The sequence below is a fragment of the Desulfovibrio ferrophilus genome, from assembly GCF_003966735.1.
GTDB classification, from domain to species: domain Bacteria; phylum Desulfobacterota; class Desulfovibrionia; order Desulfovibrionales; family Desulfovibrionaceae; genus Desulfovibrio_Q; species Desulfovibrio_Q ferrophilus.
On the sequence record NZ_AP017378.1, the window covers coordinates 1,430,324 to 1,452,991 of the forward strand.

17 protein-coding genes and 2 riboswitches are annotated in these 22,668 nt (G+C 55.6%); of the genes, 6 read left to right on the forward strand and 11 right to left on the reverse strand.

Going from position 1 to position 22,668, the window contains the following annotated elements:
- The first annotated feature begins 7 nt into the window (after nucleotides 1-7).
- On the forward strand, nucleotides 8-1,306 hold the full coding sequence (bioA, locus tag EL361_RS06680) for an adenosylmethionine--8-amino-7-oxononanoate transaminase (protein ID WP_126377846.1): 1,299 nt from the start codon (nucleotides 8-10) through the stop codon (nucleotides 1,304-1,306).
- Nucleotides 1,303-1,932, forward strand: a complete 630-nt coding sequence (gene bioD, locus EL361_RS06685; RefSeq protein ID WP_197723457.1) for a dethiobiotin synthase — start codon at nucleotides 1,303-1,305, stop codon at nucleotides 1,930-1,932. The genes bioA and bioD overlap by 4 nt, the downstream gene beginning before the upstream one ends.
- A gap of 153 nt (nucleotides 1,933-2,085) precedes the next feature.
- Here the strand turns inward: bioD and EL361_RS06690 are convergent, their stop codons facing one another.
- Genes EL361_RS06690 through bioF form a run of 3 tightly spaced genes read right to left on the reverse strand, consistent with a single transcriptional unit; the run spans nucleotide 2,086 to nucleotide 4,617 of the window.
- The gene (locus EL361_RS06690; RefSeq protein WP_172961655.1) at nucleotides 2,086-2,841 is read right to left on the reverse strand and encodes a methyltransferase domain-containing protein; all 756 of its coding nucleotides are present in this window, start codon (nucleotides 2,839-2,841) and stop codon (nucleotides 2,086-2,088) included.
- Nucleotides 2,801-3,439, reverse strand: a complete 639-nt coding sequence (locus tag EL361_RS17040) for an alpha/beta hydrolase (RefSeq protein ID WP_172961656.1) — start codon at nucleotides 3,437-3,439, stop codon at nucleotides 2,801-2,803. Before EL361_RS17040 ends, EL361_RS06690 begins: the two co-directional genes overlap by 41 nt.
- Nucleotides 3,436-4,617 carry an 8-amino-7-oxononanoate synthase gene (gene bioF, locus EL361_RS06695; protein ID WP_126377850.1) on the reverse strand — a complete coding sequence of 394 codons (1,182 nt, stop codon included), beginning with the start codon at nucleotides 4,615-4,617 and terminating at the stop codon, nucleotides 3,436-3,438. Before bioF ends, EL361_RS17040 begins: the two co-directional genes overlap by 4 nt.
- Before the next feature lie 261 nt (nucleotides 4,618-4,878).
- Here bioF and EL361_RS06700 point away from each other — a divergent pair, with 261 nt between their 5' ends.
- The 4 genes from EL361_RS06700 (at nucleotide 4,879) to EL361_RS06715 (ending at nucleotide 12,680) form a co-directional block, all read left to right on the forward strand.
- Nucleotides 4,879-7,044, forward strand: a complete 2,166-nt coding sequence (locus tag EL361_RS06700) for a bacteriohemerythrin (protein ID WP_126377852.1) — start codon at nucleotides 4,879-4,881, stop codon at nucleotides 7,042-7,044.
- 179 nt (nucleotides 7,045-7,223) lie between these two features.
- Nucleotides 7,224-8,330: a putative NPN-dependent ornithine cyclodeaminase gene (locus tag EL361_RS06705; protein ID WP_126377854.1), complete on the forward strand. Its 1,107-nt coding sequence runs from the start codon at nucleotides 7,224-7,226 to the stop codon at nucleotides 8,328-8,330.
- A gap of 368 nt (nucleotides 8,331-8,698) precedes the next feature.
- Complete coding sequence (locus tag EL361_RS06710) at nucleotides 8,699-10,114, forward strand: DUF2989 domain-containing protein (protein WP_172961657.1); 1,416 nt, start codon at nucleotides 8,699-8,701, stop codon at nucleotides 10,112-10,114.
- Nucleotides 10,115-10,385: 271 nt separating this feature from the next.
- A complete protein-coding gene (locus EL361_RS06715) occupies nucleotides 10,386-12,680 on the forward strand; it encodes a response regulator (protein ID WP_126377858.1) in 2,295 nt (764 codons plus the stop codon).
- A 35-nt stretch (nucleotides 12,681-12,715) separates the two neighbouring features.
- Here EL361_RS06715 and EL361_RS06720 read toward each other — a convergent pair whose 3' ends face one another.
- The 8 genes from EL361_RS06720 to EL361_RS06760 all read right to left on the reverse strand — a co-directional run bounded on the left by EL361_RS06720 (nucleotide 12,716) and on the right by EL361_RS06760 (nucleotide 22,342).
- On the reverse strand, nucleotides 12,716-13,657 hold the full coding sequence (locus EL361_RS06720) for a carbamate kinase (protein WP_126377860.1): 942 nt from the start codon (nucleotides 13,655-13,657) through the stop codon (nucleotides 12,716-12,718).
- Between the two features lie 2 nt (nucleotides 13,658-13,659).
- Nucleotides 13,660-14,988 carry a cyclic 2,3-diphosphoglycerate synthase gene (locus EL361_RS06725; protein ID WP_126377862.1) on the reverse strand — a complete coding sequence of 443 codons (1,329 nt, stop codon included), beginning with the start codon at nucleotides 14,986-14,988 and terminating at the stop codon, nucleotides 13,660-13,662.
- A gap of 12 nt (nucleotides 14,989-15,000) precedes the next feature.
- Nucleotides 15,001-15,987, reverse strand: a complete 987-nt coding sequence (locus EL361_RS06730; RefSeq protein WP_126377864.1) for a cation diffusion facilitator family transporter — start codon at nucleotides 15,985-15,987, stop codon at nucleotides 15,001-15,003.
- 187 nt (nucleotides 15,988-16,174) lie between these two features.
- A riboswitch (glycine riboswitch) is annotated at nucleotides 16,175-16,255 on the forward strand.
- A 2-nt stretch (nucleotides 16,256-16,257) separates the two neighbouring features.
- Nucleotides 16,258-16,339: riboswitch (glycine riboswitch) on the forward strand.
- Between the two features lie 280 nt (nucleotides 16,340-16,619).
- Nucleotides 16,620-17,456, reverse strand: a complete 837-nt coding sequence (locus EL361_RS06735; RefSeq protein ID WP_126377866.1) for a phosphodiesterase — start codon at nucleotides 17,454-17,456, stop codon at nucleotides 16,620-16,622.
- A complete protein-coding gene (locus EL361_RS17190; RefSeq protein WP_197723458.1) occupies nucleotides 17,450-19,381 on the reverse strand; it encodes an ATP-binding cassette domain-containing protein in 1,932 nt (643 codons plus the stop codon). Before EL361_RS17190 ends, EL361_RS06735 begins: the two co-directional genes overlap by 7 nt.
- Nucleotides 19,378-20,199 carry an ABC transporter permease gene (locus tag EL361_RS06750; protein ID WP_126377868.1) on the reverse strand — a complete coding sequence of 274 codons (822 nt, stop codon included), beginning with the start codon at nucleotides 20,197-20,199 and terminating at the stop codon, nucleotides 19,378-19,380. Before EL361_RS06750 ends, EL361_RS17190 begins: the two co-directional genes overlap by 4 nt.
- 59 nt (nucleotides 20,200-20,258) lie before the next feature.
- Nucleotides 20,259-21,266: an ABC transporter substrate-binding protein gene (locus EL361_RS06755; protein WP_126377870.1), complete on the reverse strand. Its 1,008-nt coding sequence runs from the start codon at nucleotides 21,264-21,266 to the stop codon at nucleotides 20,259-20,261.
- Between the two features lie 62 nt (nucleotides 21,267-21,328).
- On the reverse strand, nucleotides 21,329-22,342 hold the full coding sequence (locus EL361_RS06760) for a LacI family DNA-binding transcriptional regulator (RefSeq protein WP_172961658.1): 1,014 nt from the start codon (nucleotides 22,340-22,342) through the stop codon (nucleotides 21,329-21,331).
- Nucleotides 22,343-22,668 lie beyond the last annotated feature (326 nt).

A 22,668-nucleotide genomic window follows, 5' to 3' on the forward strand; every position in this document is an offset into this window, starting at 1 on the left:
AGGCGTGATGCAGACATTACCCCAAACAATCCTCGACTTTGATCGCGAGCACCTCTGGCACCCGTACACCTCCATGCGGGACCCACTGCCCGTCTATGAAGTGGCAAGAGCACAAGGCGTTCGCTTATGCTTGGCCGACGGGCGTGAACTCATTGATGGCATGGCCTCCTGGTGGAGCGCCATCCACGGTTATTCCCATCCCTTCATCATTTCAGCCATCCAGAAACAGGCTTCGAGCATGGCGCATGTCATGTTTGGCGGCATCACGCACCGCCCAGCCGTGGAACTGGCCAAGCGTCTGATTGACCTCGCTCCGCATGGACTGGACAGGGTCTTTCTGGCGGACTCGGGATCGGTCTCCGTGGAAGTGGGCATGAAAATGGCCTACCAATACTGGTTGTCCAAGGGGGTCAAAGGCCGCACACGCATGCTCACCGTCCGTGGGGGCTACCACGGAGACACCTTTCGCACCATGAGTGTCTGTGACCCCGAAGGCGGGATGCACCAGTTTTTCAAGGGCATCGTGTTCGAGCATCTCTTCGCCCCCAAGCCGGAACCATGTTTTGGTGATTCTTGGGAAGAAAAACATATCGAGGCCTTTGCCAAGCTCATCCGCCTGCATACCGACGAACTGGCTGCCGTGATCCTTGAACCTGTGGTCCAGGGCGCGGGCGGGATGCGTTTCTACTCACCGGAATTCCTGAGCCGGGTACGCGAACTCTGCGACGAGACAGGGATTCTGCTCATCGCTGATGAGATTGCCACAGGGTTCGGACGCTCGGGCCAGATGTTCGCCTGCGACTGGGCTGGCATATCCCCGGATATCATGTGCGTCGGCAAGGCCTTGACCGGCGGAACCATGACATTGGCTGCCACTCTGGCCAACCGCCGCGTCTCCGACGGCATCTCCAATGGAACCCACGGCATCCTGAATCACGGACCAACCTTCATGGGCAACCCCCTGGCCTGTGCTGCAGCCAATGCCAGCCTGGAACTGCTTGTCAATTCCCCATGGGAGGAGCGAGTGGACCAGATCGAGGGACAACTGCGAGCGGAACTGTCCCCCTGCGCGGAACTGCCCACAGTCCAGGATGTTCGGGTTCTCGGGGCCATTGGCGTCATCGAATGCAGACGTCCAGCAGACGCAGCGGCCATGCAGCAATTCTTCGTGGATCGTGGGGTCTGGGTCCGACCTTTCGGGCGCCTGGTCTACATCATGCCACCGTATATCATCAGCCCAGAAGACTTATCGGAAGTCACAGCTGCCATGGCCGATGCCGTGGCCCAAAAGGAATTATTCACATGAGTACCCTGCCCTCGAAACTATTCATCACCGGAACGGACACAGACATCGGCAAGACCGTGGTCAGCGCCATGCTCATGGCAGGTCGCGGTGGCTACTACTGGAAACCCATTCAGAGTGGGTGCCGAGACATGACCGACACGACCACGGTGCAGAATCTGACGGATCTGGCCAAGCATCGTTTTCTGCCCGAGGCCTATCGCTTGACCGAACCGCTTTCACCCCACGCCGCCGCAGAATTGGACGGAATCAACGTGGATGTGGAGGCCATCGGTATCCCGGAGTTTCCCGATGGTGAGCCGTTGATAGTGGAAGGAGCTGGTGGAGTGATGGTCCCCCTCGGGCCCGGCCATTTCATGCTGGATCTGATGCGCATCCTGGACCTCCCCGTCCTTGTGGTGGCTCGTAGCGGTCTTGGGACCATCAACCACACCCTGCTGACCCTGTCGGCCATCCGCCGTGCGGGACTGACCATCGCAGGAGTCGTCCTGAACGGCGAACTTAACGCAGGCAATCATGCTGCAATCGAGGTCTTCGGCAACATCCAGGTGGTGGCGGAAATACCGCCTCTGGACGACCTCTCGCCCAAAGCCCTGACCCAGGGGTACCGGGATTTCTTCACGGTCTGACCAAAACCTGAGCCTCGGGCAGTTTCTGCCAATACTCAAAAGTACGTCCACGACCATGAGCATCATTGCCCATAGGTCAGATGTCGGAGGTGCGTCCTTGTGGGGGGCGCACCTCTGATCAAAACGAAATACACAGACAGGGAAAGACAGGAATCAGGCCCGACGGCCCCACAAGAATAGCACACGGTAGGTGGCACGCACGCCACAACCGGAAGCATACCGACATTCGTACAATTGGCGGAAGGATTCCCAGCGCTGGCGTGAAAAAGCCCGCTTGCCTGCAGTGCAAGTAGCCCCCGTGAATTGCAATTGTCTCAGGAAAGATCGGGCATCAGGATATTCGCGCACATAATCGGTCACACGGTGCGAGCATTCGATTCCTTTTTCGGCATCAAGAATGCTCGTATAAAGATCAGTATCCGGCATCTCCAGCACGGAGCCAAACCCGGTCTCGGTACTGGTGGCTTCCAATTCAGCCAAAGTTCCCCGCACAAACAGGCACAGGGCAAAGCGCCCGCCAGGCTTCAACATCCGCAAGTTGGCTGGCAGCGAAATGCGCGGAGAGGCATACCATTGCATGGTCGAGGCACTGATCAGTAAATCCGCTGATTCCTCACGCAGAGGCGCGGCTTCGCCGTCAGCCACGATCAAGGCCTCGCCTGGGCCGGAAACAGCACTTGGAACCAGCATCCCCCGGGCGATGTCCAACCCCAGATACCGCTCCCATGTTGCATGAGAGCGCACCTGCTGAGTCAAAAGTCCACCCCCGGCGCCGATCTCCACGGCCACGGGATAATGCCCCACGGGCACCAACCCGGCACAATGAGCAGCGACTTCGCGCTGCACATCGGCAGCGGCGGCGTACGTGCTACCGGCTCGGCTGAAATGCGTTGCGACCTGTTTCTTCATACAGAATGCCCAAGAGAAGATCTTCAGAAGGATAATGGCCATAGGCCATGAGCGACAGCCAGGAACCAGACAGCAAGCTAGACACATCACTGGCCGCCGATGGGGGCACAATGACATCATCGACACCATGAACAATACGCACGTTGGCTCCGCTCTCTCCAGGTTCGATCAGCGCTGAAGAGTCCAGCAAGTAGTCAAGGCCGTCCGCCAAAGCGCGGGAGTCATCATCATGGTCAAATGTCACTTTGGGAGCGGTACAGTTCCGCCAGAAGGCCCGTACGGTTCGCTTGGGACCTTCGTTCATGATGGTATCGCGCATTTGCTCAACCGTGTTGCGCGGCACATGCACACAGAAATTCATGAACGGTGACAACAGCACCACCCGCCGCCAACGGGGAAACAAGTCCTGCCGATGCTTGAGTACCAGATGCGCCCCTGTGGACCAGGCCATGAGCACCTCGCCCCCCTGGCGCAAACGCTCCACCACCTCGGTCTCGGAACCATCATGAAACGGGGTCACAAATTCCGTTAATGCGGAGACCTGCGGAAACAATTCAGGATATCCGGCCCAACCGGACACAAACACGATCCTGCTCATCGTCCGCTCTCCCCGGCAAGGGCTTCAAGCCCGGCGCACAACAAATCCATATCTTTCCCCCCCAGATCGGCCCGAAGCGACAGGCGCAGGCGAGAGGTTCCCTCGGGCACCGTCGGCGGCCTGATGGCGGGGGCGAAGACGCCATGGTCCATCAGAAAATCCCGAGCTGCCAGGGCCACATCATTGGCCCCAAGCATAATGGGAATAATCTGGGTTGTGCTTGGACCAAAATCAAACCCCAAGCGGCGGAGTACGGCCCGCAACTGGCTGCTGAGCAGCATCAGTCGCTCACTACGGTCCTGATTGCTCCGCACCAGTTCAAGGGCAGCGAGTCCGGCACCCACGGCAGCAGGAGGCAGGGAGGTGGAAAAAATGAAAGCACGGCCGAAATTTCGCACGGCATCCACAATATCGCGCCGCCCGGCGATGAACGCGCCGTAGGAGCCCAGAGCCTTGGAGAATGTGCCCATATGCACATCGACCTCGTCCTGAACTCCCAACTCATGCGCCAGTCCGCGACCACGGCCCATCACGCCGGTTGCATGAGCCTCGTCCAGCACCAGCAGCGCACCATAATCCCGACACAGCGGCACAAGTTCATGCAGATGGGCAACGTCGCCATCCATGCTGAAAACCGTATCCGTCACCACGAGTTTACGGGGGGCATCGACGTATCGATCCATCAACCCGGCCAAATGCTCGAGGTCGTTATGGCGATAACGCACATGCGTGGCTCGTGACAGCAAGATGCCATCCACGATGCTGGCATGATTCAGACGATCGGAAAACACAACGGTGTTGCGATCCGCCAACGAGGTCAGCACGCAGAGATTGGCCGCATAGCCGGAGCCGACACACACGGCATCGTCCTGCTCCTTGAACTCGGCAACGGCACGATCCAATTGGTCATAAAGAGCGAAATTTCCCGTAACCAACCGTGAAGCTCCGCTGGATGCGCCGTATTTTTGCACGGCCTGGATAGCTCCATCCCGCAATTCTGACGCGCCAGCAAGGCCCAGATAATTGTTGGAAGCCAGATTGAGCAGTCTACGCCCATCGTATTCAATATACAGGTCCGCCCCACGATCCACGGGAGGAATCTCCCGAAATTGTGAGCGCTGTTCCAGCTCGGCGAACCGGCTGGCGAAAAATTCATTCCAAGCAGTGTTTCTTGCCATAGGTCGTGGTGAGCTACCTCAAAACATGTGCTTTCGCAACGCGCGCCAATCCCGTCCTTCGTTCAAACAGCACCGGATAATTATTATTTAACCAGTGGTCTTCAACTTCTATCAAAAATTTCATCAAATTCCTCTTGATCTATGGCGCAATCGAGAATAGTTACCATTAAGAATTAAGAGCTAACGAAGCCTGAAACCACATATGAGCCCCAGAACTACGCGACAAAACGCCTGCTCCTTAATGGCGCCTGAGAGGTTACCTTGAAATTGTCCACCCGAATTACAGCCTCAGTCATCATCATTTTTCTGATAACCGTCACCATGTCTGGACTGACCTGGTACGTATCTTCTGCACAAAAGCATGACAGCCAAGTGCTCAATCTGGCAGGCCGCCAACGCATGCTTAGCCAGAAGCTGACCAAGGAAGTTCTTTTCTACGTCAATCAGTCTCAATCGGGCAAACCCACAGCTGAAATCGTCACACAAATCACAAGGACATCCATCCTTTTCAGAGTCACACTGGATGCCCTCAGCAAATCCGGAAAGGCCCCGACAACACTGAATCCGAACGGACCCAAGGCATACATCCCTGTTCCCTCCGAAGGAGTCAAAACACAGCTCGATGCCGTTCGCAACAAATGGAACGATTTGCACAACGATGTGGGCAACACTATCAATAGTAATGATGCCAAGGCCATTCAACAACTCATCCCGGACAGTGTCGAGCTACTCAAGGAAATGAACAAGGCAGTGGTCATGATGCAGACCGAAGCTGAAGCCAAAGTTTCCTTTTTGCTGACCGCACAGGCTGCAGGAACAGCTTTCGCCCTCATCACATTGATTATCATCCTGTTCAATCTGCGCAGACACTTTGCCATCCCTTTGGCCAGTTTGGGTGAATATGCACACGAGGTTGCTTCCGGTAAACTGGACGCCAGGGTCAAATGCGTCCTGCGCATGGAGTTCAAAGCCCTGGCTGACACCATTGGTCAAATGATCGCCAGCCTGCGCTCGGCAATTGAACAGGCAGACCAGCGCAGCGATGATGCTGAGCAGAGTGCCCAGTTCGCCACCACCGCTTTGCGCGAGGCTGAGGCAAAGCAAACCAAGATCAACACACTCATCGAGACCATGAAAGATACGGCCAATCGTGCCTCGGACACTTCGCGCGACGTCTTCGCCGCAGTGGAGGAACTCAGCACACAGGTCGATCAAGTCAATGGAGGAGTGGAAATCCAACGGGATCGCATGGCCGAGACCGCCACGGCCATGGAAGAAATGAACAGCACGGTCATGGAGGTCGCCCGCAACGCTTCGGATGCCGCGGATAGTGCTTCCCGCTCACGCGAGAACGCCCAGACCGGTGCGGATGAAGTACGCAAGGCAGTCGCTTCCATGCAGCAAATCGAGACCCGCATGGGGACCCTTAAGCAGACCATGGATCAATTGGGCTCCAAGGCCGATGGCATCGGCCAGATCATCAATGTCATCAATGATATCGCCGATCAGACCAACCTCCTGGCCCTGAATGCGGCCATCGAAGCTGCCCGGGCTGGAGAAGCCGGGCGAGGTTTCGCGGTCGTAGCCGACGAGGTGCGGAAACTGGCAGAAAAAACCATGACTGCCACCCAGGAAGTTTCCTCGGCCATCAAGGAAATCCAAACCACAGCCACAGACAATATTGCGGCCGTGGAATCCACAGCCACCTACATCACCGAGAGCACCATGGCGGCAACCGAAGCCGGACAGTTCATGGAGGAAATCGTCTCCTTCGTTCAAAACACCGCTTCGCAGGTGGAGTCCATTGCGACGGCCTCCGAAGAACAATCCGCTGCCAGTGAAGAAATCAATATGGCTGTATCAGACGTAACCCGTGTCGCCGGAGAGACTGCCGAAGGCATGGGCCGGGCCGCTGGCGCCCTGATGGAGATAACAAGCCTTGTGCAGGAATTGGACTCCGTGATCCAGATCATGGCCGCTGGCAAGGCAGAGGCCATTGGCACCCGATTGGGCGATGGAGACAAACTTCTGGAATGGTTCGATGAGTTATCCGTAAGGGTCGGTTCCATCGACGATCAACACAAGGTACTCATTGATCTGATCAACGAACTGCATGCCGCCATGCGTCAGCGCAAAGGCAACGAAGTCATGCTGGATGTGGTTGATCGCCTGAAGGACTACACGGTAAAACACTTCGGATACGAGGAGCAGCTGTTCGATCGCCATCGCTACGCGGAAACCGAGGAGCACAAGAAGGCACATCGGATGTTCGTACAGAAAGTCGTGGATTTCGAAAAAGGCCTGAAGACAGGCAAAGCCACTGTCTCCATGGATGTGATGAAATTCCTGAAGGACTGGCTGGTCCAACACATTCAGGGCGTGGATCAACGCTACAGCGACTTTATGCTGAACAAGGGCATCAAATAAAAACGCTCAACGTACACCAAAGCCCCTCGTGTTCTGGACACGAGGGGCTTTTTCTGTGAATCATCTTTCATGCTGCTCGGCCGGATAGCGCTCCCTCTCCGAGCCCCGGGCACCCAGCTGTACAAACGGGGGAGCTAGCGTATCCACCAGTGATGCGCAGACGCCACGGAGGTCAATCCATGGCTTTCACCTTGCCCACCTATGTCGAACCCGATTTCAACCGTCCGGACCTGAAAGACGCCCCTCTGGCGCTGTTCAAACCCGTTGAATTGCCCGGTGTAGCCCCCGAAGGCTACCATGCTACAGCTATTTTCCCGGAGTACTACCACCTGCGCCCCGGCGTTTGGAAACTTCCCCGGCTGTCCCGCATGGATTGCGTCGTTGTGCTCCAGGAAAACGATCACCTTGAAATCAAGGAATTCAGGAATCTTGCCAAGGGCGACCTGGTTGCCTGTGGTCGCCGCGAGGACGGCGAAGACGGTATCTATGTCCATACCGAGCCCTTTGGGGGAACGGCCTCGGAAAAAGAAAAATTCGCCTTTCGCACACGCATGAGCCGCGAAACCTCTTTTTCCATCGATTATGACGAACTCTATGACTTGCTGGAGCACGAGCGCGAACACGGATTCATCTGCTGGGTACTCGGGCCCGCCGTAGTTTTTGATCGCGACTCACGCGAAGCCATGGCAAAGCTCGTGAAAGACGGCTATGTCCACGGCTTGTTGGCGGGCAACGCCCTGGCAACCCATGACCTGGAAGGAGCCTTCTACACCACTGCCCTGGGCCAGGAAATCTACACCAAACGATCTGCCAGCCTGGGCCATTATCATCATCTGGATGCCCTGAACCGAATCCGTGCCCTTGGTTCCATGAAGCAGGCCGTGCAATCCGGGCAGGTCAAAGACGGAGTCATGAAGGCAATCATCGAACAGAATATTCCCTACGTCCTGGCTGGCTCCATTCGGGACGACGGGCCCATGCCCGAAGTCATCCCCAGCGCCTATGACGCTCAGGACGCCATGCGCGGTGTAGTCAAGCAGGCCACCACAGTCATTGCCATGGCCACCCAACTGCATTCCATCGCCGTGGGCAATATGACTCCCTCCTATACCACCATGAAGGACGACAGTGTTCGCCCCGTATTTTTCTATAGCGTCGACATGTCGGAGTTCGTGGTCAACAAACTGGCCAACCGGGGTTCTCTGTCTGCACGCTCAATCCTGACCAACGTCCAGGATTTCGTTGTCACCACGGCACGAGGACTTGACTCCAGGCGGAACTGCTAAATCTGCACAGGGGACACCCCAAACATCCTTTCCGAAGCACGTTGCTTGACATCACGTTCAATCAACGTGCTTTTTATTATGCCTAAACAATTCAGATCATTACAATCCAGACACCCAGCCAATAACATCATAACAACATGAATTTATTGAACATTAGAATCAGCCAAGCCTTCACTGGCCACCCAATTCACATCCACCTCGACACCATCACATCTGCCACTCTCAAACAAATCACAAGCAATTCTTATATTTATGGCATTTACCCATTGAAATGCCCCCAGAATTTCTTTTATGAAAACAAGCAAAGACAGGACAACCTGTCTGAGGGTTTTGCACGAGCGGCTTGCATCTGGGGGAGGGATAAGAGCATGGCGGACAGAAAGCACAACGAACAGTTGATTACGGAAATCATCAATCTTCCGGTTTCAACATCCATCAACTACAGCTTTTATGAAGAAACCATCCGCCAGTACGTTCTGGAGAGTAACGGCAGGTTTCTGATCTACTCCACGGACAGGAACTTCACCGCGTTCCTGCGCAAGACCTTGAGCCTGGCCAGTGTGAACCCAAAAAGCCTGGGCATCATCCGCAAAGAAAACGATATTCTTCGACACATCCGCCTGGAGACAAATCATGGGCGTAATGTAATTCTGTTTATCGATGGCGATTATGTGAGCAAGGAGATGGGAGCCGTCATCAAGCAGCTCAAATCTGCATATGACAACCTCAAGATCATTGTCCTGACTGGCGAAGCCGACGTAGACGACATCGCTCTACTCCATGAGATCGGTGCGGACAATTTCATCATCAAACCCATCTCTACCAACTCACTGGTGGTCAAGATTGCCTTCACCATCAAACCGCATGGCAAGATCGGCAAATACATCGACGAGGGCAAAAAGTTCATGGCCCTGCGCCTGTTCGATGAGGCTGCTGCCATCGCCGGGAAGGTCCTCAAGGTAAAGCCCGACAGCGCAGCGGCATTCATGCTCATGGGAGACGCCCTCTCCGCCATGGGGCAGACCGACCAAGCTCTTCAGGCCTATGAGCAAGCCAGCGACTGTGCCCGGATGTATCTTGAACCGCTCAAAAAACTGGCGAATTTCCACCGCCAACAGGGGCATAAAGAAAACGAACTCAGCTTTCTAGAGCGTCTGGATGAACTTTCCCCACTCAATGTGAGCCGCAAGGTCGACATGGGTGAACTCTATCTGGAGTTGGGGCGCGAAGAAGAAGCCGACAACACCTTTGAGCAAGCCATGGAACATGTCACCCGGGCAGCCATGACCCAGGTGGCCATGATCTCCGTCCAGATAGCTGATGCCTATCTGAAAAAGAATCCATCCAAATCCGAGGAATTCTATAAAAAAGCAATGAATGTGAAAGGCTTCGACTTAAAGGCCAATATCGACATCTTCAACCGCCTGGGCACGGCTCTGCGCAAGCAGGGCAAATGGGAAGAGGCCGTCCGGGAATATGGAAAGGCGCTTGAGCTCTCCCCCAACGATGAGAACCTGTATTACAATACCGCCATGGCCTACGCTGATGGCGGTCATGCTCAAAAAGCCTTCCATAGCCTGGAAAAAACTTTGGAACTCAACGACAACTTCCTGAAGAAGAACCACATCATCACGTTCAATTGCGCACTTATTGCTTCCAACAGCGGACGTAAGGAACGCGCAGCGATCATGTGCAAGGCTGCGTTGAAACTGAATCCCAACTATGAAAAAGCCACAAAAATGCTTAAGGAACTTTCACCCGATGCAACCTTAGCAGGAATCTAGACGTCCACAACACCGCACCAAATCCCCGCCTATCGCCAGATCGGAGCCACCCCGTCCAACGGATGCCAAGTTGCAGGTGGTCATTTCGTCTGGCCTGAGGCGCCCCCGTTGAACTACATCACACCCCGACATCACCTGTGACATTTTCGTTGCAGGACCTTTCACTGTTCCTTCCCGGTTTTCCATCCTCCAGAAGTATGCTAGATTAAGGAACTCATTGTTTTTCAGAATTGGACCAACATATAAAAATGTCCCTAATGGAAGATACGCAGTGCTGACCAGATTCAACCTTACTGCCAAACTTGGGTTCGGCTTCGGGACAGTCATCCTATTGCTCGCCATTGTTGGTGCGGTAGGAATCTACGAAGTACAGACCATCGGCGCACTGAACCAGAAAATGTACCAACACCCATTCACCGTCAGCAACATGGTGCGCAAGCTGGACGCCAACATCATACGCATGCACCGTGCCATGAAGGATATCGCCCTGGCGCAAAACATCGGTGAGATGGAACATGCCATTGCCTTGGTGGACCGCCTGGAGACCGATGTACTCGACAGCTTCGAAATCGTGCAGCAGCGTTTTCTTGGTGACACAGTCATGGTCGAACGTACAAAATCACTGGTACAGGAGTGGAAGCCCATTCGGGACGAAGTCATCCAGCTCATGCGCCAGGATAAACGTACAGAAGCCGCAGATATCACCAAAGGACGCGGGGCAGTCCATGTGGATCGTATCATTGACGCCATGCGAGAACTCACCGACTTCGCGCAGCTCAAAGCCATTCAATTTCATACAGAGACCAAGCGGACAGGCCGGCTGCTGATCATCTTTCTGGTCAGCCTGATCATTTTGTCCATTGTGATAAGCATGGTGTTCACGTCGTACGTTACCCGTTCCATCACGGTTCCCGCCCGGGAAATCATTCAGGTTTCCAACGCCATTGCCCGGGGTGATTTCTCAAAGACCATCACCTACGCCAGCGGCAATGAAATGGGAGAAATGGCAACCAGTCTACGGCGTATGCTGACCGGCGTCGTGGGGAAAGGCCAATCCATCATCAACAGCATTCCCATCCATTTCTGGACGGCTGACACCAACTTCAATCTCACGTTCATCAATGACATGGCCGCCAACGCCGTCGGACTTCCACCCCAATTCGAAAACGAACACAATGCACCGCCTCTGACTATTTCCCAAGCCCTGAGAGACGATGAGGCCATCACCTTTTCACTTGCCCAGCGAAGTCTGAGTACCGGCAGACGCATGAAACATGAGGTCCGCTACACGCGAAACGACAGCACAACACACTTGTATCAGGTGATCTCGCCCCTCCGGGGCAATGACGGAGAGTTCGCCGGAGTCATGGGTTTTGCTCTGGATATCAGTCAGCACAAGAAATCCGAAGAAGATTTGCGCGTCGCCATCGAAGCCGCCAAGCAGGCAAGCAGGGCCAAGGGAGAATTCCTGTCCAACATGAGCCATGAAATCCGCACTCCTTTGTCCGGAATACATGGCATGCTCCAACTTCTACAGGACTCCCCCGTGAACAAGGAACAGGAGCAATGGATATCCATGGCCCTGGCATCGGAGAAAAGCCTGCTTACGGTCATCAACGACATTCTGGACCTCTCCAGGCTTGAAGCGGGCAGACTGGAGCTGTCAGACACGCCTTTCTCCCTGATCGACAGCCTGGAGACTGTCATCAATACTTTCAAAATCCAGGCCGACAGCCAAGGCATAGATCTGCGCTACGAACTGGACCCTGGTCTCCCCAAACGAATCAGTGGTGACGAGACCCGCCTCAGACAGGTTCTCTTCAATCTTGTGGGCAATGCCATTAAATTCACTCCCAGTGGTGAAATCATCCTCAAAGCCTTCCTCTACGAGGAGCAATCTGAAGTCCTGACACTTGGATTTACCGTTTCGGACACCGGTATTGGCATCCCGAAAGACAGACTCGAAGATATCTTCAGAGAATTTGTCCAGGTGCACTCCACATGCAATCGAAACTATCAGGGTTCAGGGCTCGGACTGACCATCGTCAAACAATTGATTACACTGATGCGCGGAGACATCACCATAGACAGCACTCCTCGATTGGGCACAACCGTGCGCCTCACTGCCCGCTTCGGCAAAGCCCAAGACCTTGACGCAGAGCTTCAGGAAGAGCTTGAGACTCCAGTGACACACCATCTGCGCATTCTCGTTGCCGAAGATGACCGCATCAACCAGATGGCTATCGTCGCCATGCTTGAAAAGTCGGGACACCATGTGTTGGCCGTAAACAATGGGCATGAAGCGGTGAAAGCCTTTCAGAGTTCCCATTATGACTGCATTCTGATGGACATCCAGATGCCCCAAGTCGATGGATTGGAGGCTACAAAAATCATTAGAGAGCAGTATTCCAAAGACATCCCCATCATTGCCCTCACAGCTCATGCCATGAAGGGAGATCGGGAATCATTCATTGAACAAGGCTTATCGGACTACATTTCCAAGCCAATCAATATGGAAAAATTACACGAGCTACTCAGCCAAATCGCCCCTCAGAGCCAGGAATAAGACCCCAACTCTCGTGAACGGGACCAAGCCCCTCATTAAGCAGATCCCACAATTTGAGTTCCCGCTCGACCGGCCACGGCCTCCTCAATGTGCTCAATGGAGCAGATCACGGCCCGGCCGCCGCCAGACTCCAAAAACCGAAGACAGGCCAGGACTTTTGGCCCCATCGATCCGGCCGGAAAGGCACCGGCTTCCATGAGCTCCCTGCCTTGCGTTACCGTCAAATCCTTCAGTAACCGCTCGCCGGGACCACCATAATCCAGATAAACCCCTGCGACATCAGTCGCCACAACGAACAGGTCCACCCCTACCTCACGAGCCAGCTTTGCGCTGGCCAGATCCTTGTCGATAACCGCATCAACGCCACAGAAACGACGGCCTTCGCGTACGACGGGGATACCCCCGCCTCCACAGCAGATAACGATGAATCCGGCATCGATGAGTCGACTGATCTCCTGTTTCTCGACGATGGTCACAGGTTCGGGTGACGCCACCACCCTTCGCCACCCCTTGGCGGTCTTGCGAACTGGATATGGAGCCAAGGAGACACGCTCCTCATCCAGAACAGGACCGATGGGTTTGGTGGGATGCAAGAAAGCAGGATCACTGGGCCTGACCACAACATAACTGAGCAGGCTGACCAGAGGGCGATGATCCAGAGGAGCCAAGTGCATCAACTCGGTATCAAGGGTCGACTCGATCATGTATCCGATCTGCCCCTGAGTCTGCGCCACAAGAATTTCCAGCGGTAACGGCCGAGAATCACCACAGCATTCCTGGCGCAACAGCAGATCACCCACCTGCGGACCATTGCCGTGGGTGATGATCAGCCGATACTCATGGGCCAGAGTTGCAGCCTGGGCCAAAGGCAGACGCAGGTTCTCGAACTGCTCATCAATGGTTCCTGTCTGGCCTTTGCGTATCAGAGCGTTCCCTCCAAAGGCCAAAAGCAGCGTCTTGCGATCGTCGCGGAGCATGACTAGCCTTTTGCCTTGGAATTCAGGCGGCTCAGTAGCGCCTGTTCCAGCGTCAGCCCCGGGGCGTCCCCATACTCGTAGCGTACGCGCATGAACGGCTTGTCCACCTTGATGATACGTGACAGATCCACCGGTGTTCCAAACAACACGAGATCACAATCCACGGCCGCAATGGTCGCTTCCAGATCGGCCACCTGATCATCACTGTAGCCCATGGCGGGTAGAACCTGACCAATGTGCGGGTAGCGATCAAAAACTTCGGCAATGGATCCCGCAAGGTATGGCCGCGGGTCCACCAGTTCAGCGGCGCCGTACTGCCGTGCAGCAACGCTGCCCGCGCCAAAGGGCATTCCACCATGGGTGATGGTCGGTCCATCTTCCACGACGAGAACCCTTTTGCCCTTCAGGCGATCAGGGGCATCCACCGTCACCGGCGATGCGGCGCACACAATGTCTGCCTTCGGATTGTGTTCACGGATGTTGTGCCGCACCTCTTCAACCCGGTCCAGCGAGGCTGTGTCCACCTTGTTGATAAGCGCGATATCGGCCATAAGCAGATTGGTTTCGCCCGGATAATAGGACAGTTCATGCCCCGCACGGTGGGGGTCGAAGACCGTGATCTGAACGTCCGGGCGGTAGAAGGACGTGTCGTTGTTGCCGCCATCCCAAACCACCACATCGGCCTCGGCCTCGGCCTGGCGCAAAATCAATTCATAGTCCACGCCCGCATAGACAATAACGCCCATTTCAACCAGAGGCTCGTACTCCTCACGCTCCTCGATGGTGCATTTGTGGCGATCAAAATCTTCCAGCTCGGCAAAACGCTGCACGACCTGTCGCGAGAGATCGCCATAGGGCATGGGATGCCGCACGGCCACCACCTTCCTGCCCTGCCCCTGAAGAATGCGGCAGACCTTTCGTGTCGTCTGGGATTTGCCACAGCCCGTCCGGACCGCGCACACGGCAACAACGGGCTTTGTGGATTCGAGCATGGTGTACGTGGCTCCGATCATGATAAAATCTGCGCCGTCGGCCATGCAGGCCGACGCCTTATGCATGACCTCGGTATGGGGAACGTCGGAATAGGAAAAGGCCACCAGATCCACATGCTGTTTGCGGATCAACTCGCGCAACCTGTCTTCGGGATAGATGGGAATGCCCTGAGGATAGCCTTTCCCTGCCAGAATGGCCGGGTAGACACGGTCTTCGATGCCCTCGATCTGAGTGGCGGTAAAGGCCACCACTTCGTACCGGGGATTGCTCTTGAAATACACATTGAAGTTGTGGAAATCGCGACCTGCCGCCCCCATGATAATGACCTTTTCGACCATGCTCCCCTCGCTTTATTTTGACTCTTTCGCCTCGCTCTTCCCTGAATTGCACTGCTCTGCGCAAGGCGCGTTGTCATGACCCAATTTTGCGCCACAGGCCCCGCCAATCACCCACCCGTCATGGGAGGCAGCGTCCTCGTGAGGCTCCACGTGAATGGTCACCTGCGTCCCAGGCAAATGTGCATGAATCTCGCTTTCAATGGCACAGCACAGGGCATGCGACTGAGCAACAGAAGCCATGCCCGGTACCAGCAAATGGAAATCAATAAAACGCCTGGCCCCGGATTTGCGTGTACGCAGGGCGTGGTACTCGGCCTGCGGCCCGGCATGAGTCCTAATGGCCATGTCAACGGCTTTGAGTTCCGCCTCTGGCAGCGCCATATCCATCAGCCCCCAGAAAGATCGGCGGATGAGTGACACGCCTGTGAACACGATATTCACGGCCATCAGAACGGCAATGGCCGGATCCAGAACGGCCCATGAAGCTGGTGCAACCATCAGCACCGACAGACCGACGACCAATCCCACCGAGGTCCAGACATCCGTCATCAGGTGTTTGGCATCGGCTTCCAGAGTGATCGAATCAAACCGCTTGGCCGCTCCGAGCATGGCCTTGGCCGTGGCAAAGTTGACCACAGAAGCCAGCAGAGCCATGCCCAGCCCCAATCCCAATCGCTGAGGCAGCACAGGGTCCATAAATCTGCCCACTGATGCGCTGACAATACCAATGGCAGCGACAATAATCAGGATACCCTCGACGCCGCTGGAAAAATACTCCGCCTTGCCGTGGCCATAGGCGTGACTGTCATCCGCAGGACGCATGGCATGCGTCAAAACGACCAGCGCCAGCATGGCGGCGGCCAGATTCACCAGAGATTCCGTGGCATCGGACAATATACCGACCGAGCCCGTCAGAAAGTACGCCCCGAATTTCAACACCAGAGTGGTCACGGATGCTGCGATGGAATAGAGCGCGTAGCGTGTGGGTGAAGTGGCCATGAATTGCCTGGGTTGACGTGGACCGCAGCCGTGCGATTCCCCGTCACGCCGGGGCGCGGCTACGCTCACTGTATAGCGGAATCACCATCGATTCAAGGCAGTAATCGTTCTCGAACAGGATGTGGAATCAAAAAGCACTTGCCTTGTCGGTCACGCGGTTGTATCCGATGGACGTCTTGGAAATCGGATGAAGGTAGCAGGAGAGTCCCCACCTCGAGTGGAGCGCCGAAGAAGTAAATCTTTCAGGCAAATGGACTGCTACCGGACGAGCCTCTGGAGAGACCCCCAAAAGGGGGCGCCGAAGGAGCAAGCCGGATCACACCGGTGAAACTCTCAGGCAAAAGGACAGAGGAAGCCAACGCATGTAACCACGTGCGTTCTCTTAGCTTCCCCACCACCACTTCAGACGTATTCTGGTTCCCATCGCCCGCTCCGGTAGCGGGTCGTTTGCGCATGATGTCGTACACGGCCACACCAGTCCCTTGCACTGCGGGGGACCAGCCGGAGACACGTACCGATGGCACCCGGTTCCCTCCTTGGGAATCGACAAAGGCCGCCGCCCCTGGGGAGGGGCAGCGGCCTTTCTGATTCATTATCTGAAAAACACTATCAATTCTGACAATGCACCAGCACTACACGGGCGAAACCACATCCTTGAAAGGATACGGTCCGGCAAACTCATGCCCACCGCCCGGGATCAACCCGAAGTGAGTCACCAACTCGGGAGGACGACCGCCCAAGGGTTCATAGAGGTGCAGGGCCAAGCCTCCCGGTTCCATCACAAATTGGGATGGAGCCTGTTGAGTCAAATCCAGCACCAACTGCATACTCACTGAAGGGGCGATGCAGGCCAGCGTCCCACCAAATCCGCGCAGCACCGGACGATGCATATGCCCGCAGCAGACTCGCAGCACATTGGGGAAACGACGGATCACTCCCTCCAATTCATCGGCCAGCCTGAAGGGTTCGGCATCCATATTACCAATCCCCACAGGAAACGGGGGATGGTGCATGAATACCACCGTGGGCTTGCCGTCACTCAGGGCTGATTCAAGCCAGACCAACGTCCGCTTATCAACTCCACCGCTATGGGCTCCCGGGAGCAGGGTATCAAGGCCCAGCAACCGGAGAGGGAAACGATCTTCCACAAAGCAGGCACGTGCCTCGGCACACTGTCCGCTGAGATAGTCGTGATCAGGAAAGGCTTCCCTCAGATTGTCGCGCTGGTCATGATTCCCCGGCACCATCCAGAACGGCGCATCAAGATCACTCAGAATACGCGCAGCCATGGCATAGGCATCGGGATTTCCGGCATCGGCCACATCTCCTGTGATGATCACGGCATCGGGGGCGGGAACAAGTGCATTCAGATGGGCCACCGCCCGTTTCAGGGCCGCATTGGTATCGGCCTGTCCATAAGCCACTCCGCTGGCACTGATATGAAAATCAGAGATCTGGGCAATCAACATACTCCGCCCCCGCCCAGTGAACGAAGAGATCTGGAGGACACGTTGAACGACACCGAATCACCCAAGGCAAAAGCCTTATCTCCCGGGGCATCCACAGTACACACGGCTCCGTCTTCCAATCGAACTCTGAGTCTGGTCTTCTCACCCAGGAAACTGGCCGCAGCAACCTCACCGGTCAACAATCCTTCCCCCGGATTCACGATGCTCACGGCCTCGGGTCTGAAGAACAGTTCGACCAATGACTGTCCGTTATCACAGACGTCCTCCAAATCGGCTATGGACAGAGACTGCCCACCGGGAAACTGGATTTGACCGGCCTGCACAGGACAGGTCAGCGTATTCACCGTGCCGATGAAGTCCGCCACAAACCGATTGGAGGGGGTGAAGTAAATGTCACGCGGCGAACCGGATTGCACCACTTCGCCATGGTCCATCACCACGATAACATCACCCAGGGCCATGGCCTCACCCTGATCATGGGTCACGTAGACGGCGGTAATTCCCAATCGCTTGAGCAATTGGTCGATCTCAGTGCGCAACGAATCGCGCAGCTTGGCGTCCAGAGCGGTCAGGGGTTCATCCAACAGCAACACGCGCGGACGCACGGCAATGGCACGGGACAGGGCTACGCGCTGCCGCTGACCACCAGACAATTGATCCACTCTGCGATCAGCCAGATGCTCGATTTGCATCATGGCCAGCATCTCCTTGACCCGCGCGCTACGCTTGGCACTGTCGTCGCCTCGAACACGCAAGCCATACTCGATATTGCGGGAAACAGTCATATTCGGGAACAGGGCATAGCTCTGGAAGACCATACCCACGTTACGCTTCTCGATGGGCACATCGGTGACATCATCGTCTCCGAACATGACCCGACCACCTTTGTCCGGTGATTCCAACCCGGCGATGATGCGCAGGGTCGTGGTCTTGCCGCAGCCCGAGGGGCCAAGCAACACCACAGTCTGACCGGCAGTGATCGTCAGGTCAAAGGGCTTCAGGCCCACGGTACCGTCCGGGAAGGTCTTGCCGCAGGATTTCAAAATAACGGGAACGCCACGGCTTTCCCGTTCAATATTCGCAGTCGTCATGGGTGTTACCTCCAGCAGGTCGGATTGGTCCGAATCATCGGCGGCGACCTTGTCAACGCTTCTGGAACCGACCCATTGCATGGCCGTCAGAAGCGGAATAATCAAAACAAAAAAGTACAACGTATAGGCCGAACCGATTTCCATGCGCATGGATGCGTAGCTGTCCGCCAATCCCACCGGCAGGGTCTTGGTCAGCGGTGTATGCAGCATCCAGGTCAGGTTGAATTCACCGATGGACAAGGTGAACACCATCAACGCGCCCGAGACGATGCCGGGCATGGAGTTCGGTACAACCACGTTCAGAAACCGCCGTCCAAATCCAGCTCCGAGGCTGGCCGCCCCCTCTTCCAGGGCGTCCAGATCGATCATGGACATAACGGCTGCCACGGAACGCACCATGAACGGCAGGCAGAACAATACGTGACCAGCCAGGATGAACAGCCAGCTCATGCGGAAGTCCTTGAACCCTCCGTAGCTGAGCAGCAGCCCCAGAGCGATGGCCAGCCCTGGGATGGCCAATGGCAAGACCAGCAGTTCTTCCAACAGTTTGGTCCAACGGCTTTTCATGCGCACCATGAAATAGGCTGCGGGCACTCCCACCACCAGGCACACCGCCAAACAGGCCAAACCGATATACAGACTACGGAAGATGGTATCGCTATACAGCACCCAAACTTCGCCCACCCAACGCAAGGTCAGGCCACTGGAGATGCCCTTGAAGGCATTGACGGTCACACCAGCCAGCACGGACTGACAGACAGGCACAATAAGAAAGGCACAGCATGCCAGGGTCAGGCCCAGCTGAGTGCCAAACAGAACTCCATTTTTCTTCATCCTGCCGCTCCAATACTTTCTTCACGCGCCGCGATGCGCGCGCCAAACAATGCCGCCCAGGTGATCACACCCAAAATCACGGACAGGCATGAAGCCATGGCGATATTGGCCGACAGGGTAAACTCCGTATAGATGGTGATAGGCAACACATCGATATCGGTGGCCAGGGTAAAGGCCGTACCGAACGCCCCCATGGACGTGGCAAAACAAATGGCGCCAGAGGAGATGAAAGCCGGAACCAAAGCCGGAATGATGACGTCAATCACAACCCGCCAAGGCGATGCCCCGAGCGATCTGGCGGCTTCTTCCAGCTCGATATCAATCTTCTCGGCAGCGGCCATGACCGTGACCACCACCCGGGGGATGGAAAAATACAGATAGCCCAAAAACAGGCCGGTCAGGGAATAGGCCAGCACGATCTTGTCTCCGGACATGGCCTTGGTCATCTGGCCCAGCAGCCCTTGCCGCCCCGCCCAGATAATCACCATGAAACCCACGACAACGCCGGGAAAGGCCAAAGGAAAAGTCAGCATGGCAACAAGCAATCGCCTGCCGCGAAATTCATTGCGTGCCAGGAACACACCCACCACGCCAGACAAAGCCAGAGACACTGCCGTGACCGCCACGGAGACACCAAGGGTATAGCCCAGACTATGCACGTATTGCGGATTGGTCAGGGCCTCCACATACAGTTCCATGCCGCCACCCTGGCCCGTTTCAATAATCAGGCGCGTGATCGGCAGTATAAAAAACGCCACAAGTACGGCGCCCAGAGGAACGGCCATAAGCATGGCCTGTTTTCTTATCTTGAGTGACATAGACGAATCCTTTGAAAAAAGCGGGGCCGAAGCCCCGCTCTAGAGACAAGAGAAAGAAGTTATCGCACCTCGGCGCGGTAACGGTCGCGGAAGTTGTCCTGCACCACGGCCATCTTTCCATAGTCGATGGGCTTGGCGCGGGCATAGTCGGACTCGGGCAGGAACTTGGCAGCCACTTCCTTGCTCATGGCAGAGGCGCGCACGGGCTTCAGGAAGGCGTTGGCCCATACGGCCTGGCCCTTGTCACTCATGATGAAGTCCAGAATCTTCTTGCCGAGCTCGGGGTGCTCACTGTTCTTCACGAGACTCATGACGTAAGGCACGATGATAGAACCTTCGGCGGGAATCACGAACTCAACGTTGGCTTCATCCTTGTACTTGGCGCGGTAAGCATTGAAATCATAGTCGAACAGAATTGGAATCTCACCGGAGAGCACACGGGCATAGGACGTCTGCTTGGGCACGATGGGATCGTTCTTCTTCAGCTTCTTCATGAACTCGATACCAGGACCGAAATCATCAAGGCTGCCACCCATGGCCAGGTTGACTGCCGTGGCGGAAGCATAGCCCACGAAAGCGGAGGTGGGATCAAGGTAACCGACCATGCCCTTGTAGCGAGGATCCAGCAGGTCATTCCAGGAACGGGGAACGGGGTTGCCCTCCAGGGCATCCTTGTTCACGAAGAAGCCGATGGTTCCGGAGTGAATGGTGAACCAGTAGCCTTCGGAATCCTTCAAACCGGCAGGAATATCGTCCCAATGTGCGGGTTTGTAAGGAGCAACGACACCGGACTCCTTGGCCTTGATACCAAAGGACACACCATAGTAGGCCACATCGGCAACAGGATGATCCTTTTCGGCGATCAACTGGGACAGAGTCTGCCCGGAGTTCTTGTTGTCATGAGGCAGTTTGATGTCCAATTCCTTTTCGATGGTCTTCAACTGGGTACCCCAGTCAGCCCATTCAGGAGGACAGTTGTAGCAGATGGCATCTTCGGAAGCGCTAGCCATGCCAGCGCTGAAGAGGGCAAACATGGCCATGGCAAGGAATAATGCGACACGTTTCATTTCAATCTCCTTAGGTGGCAGGTCCGGGAACATCAGAAAGTCCCCTCCACTCCGGGCCCCACTCAAGCCCGGCGCAGGGAAGCGGTGGACTCTCTTACAACCAGCTCATGATCGAGAATCAAATGCCGGGGAACGCTCTGCCCTCCCCGGTCCAAGGCATCCAGAACCATCTGCGCGGCTCGCCGCCCCATCTCGTAGACAGGTTGCCGAATCGTCGTCAGTCTTGGGGCGACATACGATGACATGAGAACGTCATCGAACCCCACCACAGACACATCACGAGGAACAGACAAGCCAAAGGCCCGCAGTTCTCCCATGACACCGATGGCCATCAAATCATTGGATGCGAAGATCGCAGTAGGCGGTTGTGCGGCCTCCATCAGGCGCGCAACACCCTCTCGGCAATGTTCAAGGCCGTAGGGGATTTCAACAACCAGCCCAGGTTCAAACTCCAATCCACGCTCAGATAAACAGCGCCGGTAGCCATCATAACGATGACGACTTCGATCCGAAGATGTGAAAGATCCGGCGAGCATGGCGATGCGCTCATGCCCAAGGTCTGCCAGATGCGCGGTGGCATCGAAGCCGCCACGTTCATTGTCGATGCCCACGCTGGACACCGGCCCCTCGGACAGGGTGCTATACAGGAAAACAGCCGGAATCCCCGCAGTTGCGAGTTCTCCGGCAATGGCCCCATGCGGGTCCGAAGCGGTAATCACCAGTCCATCCACCTGCCGCTCCAGCAGATGGCGCACCAACTCACCCTCGGCGTCGGGATCGTAATCCGCATTGACCATCAACACCTGATAGCCACGCCGGGTCGCCTCGTCCTGTAATCCACGTGTGGAATCCGCGAACACGGTATTGGTGATAGTGGGAATCACCAGCCCGATGGTCTGGGTGCGTTGCGTGGCAAAAACCTTGGCCACGTAGTTATAGCGGTAGTTGCATTCTTGCATAGCCAAGCGAATGCGTTCACGAGTCTCGGCCCGTACTTTGTCCGGGCTGTTGATGAATCGCGAAACACTGGCTACCGAAACACCTGCCATTTCTGCTACGTCTCTGATTGTTGCCATAACATGTAACCGTTTACATCGAGGTTGATAAAAAGGGAAGGGGGAGGTCAAATTTAATAGCATTTCCCCGTGCTCAAATCAAAATGTAACCGATTTCATTTCACGAGGAATGACGGGACGGTGACAAACACAACAAGGTTGTATGGCGATGCGATTTTTTTCATGCCTTTAGTTATTGATATTGATGATTCTGGCGACATTGGCCTCTTCCTTCATCTGCCATCTCCAGGTGGCTGCAAAAAAAAGGGATGCCCTGATGGCATCCCTTTGGAATTGGCTTCTACGCATGATTATTGATCAGAGGCTGAACCACTCTTGGATTATCG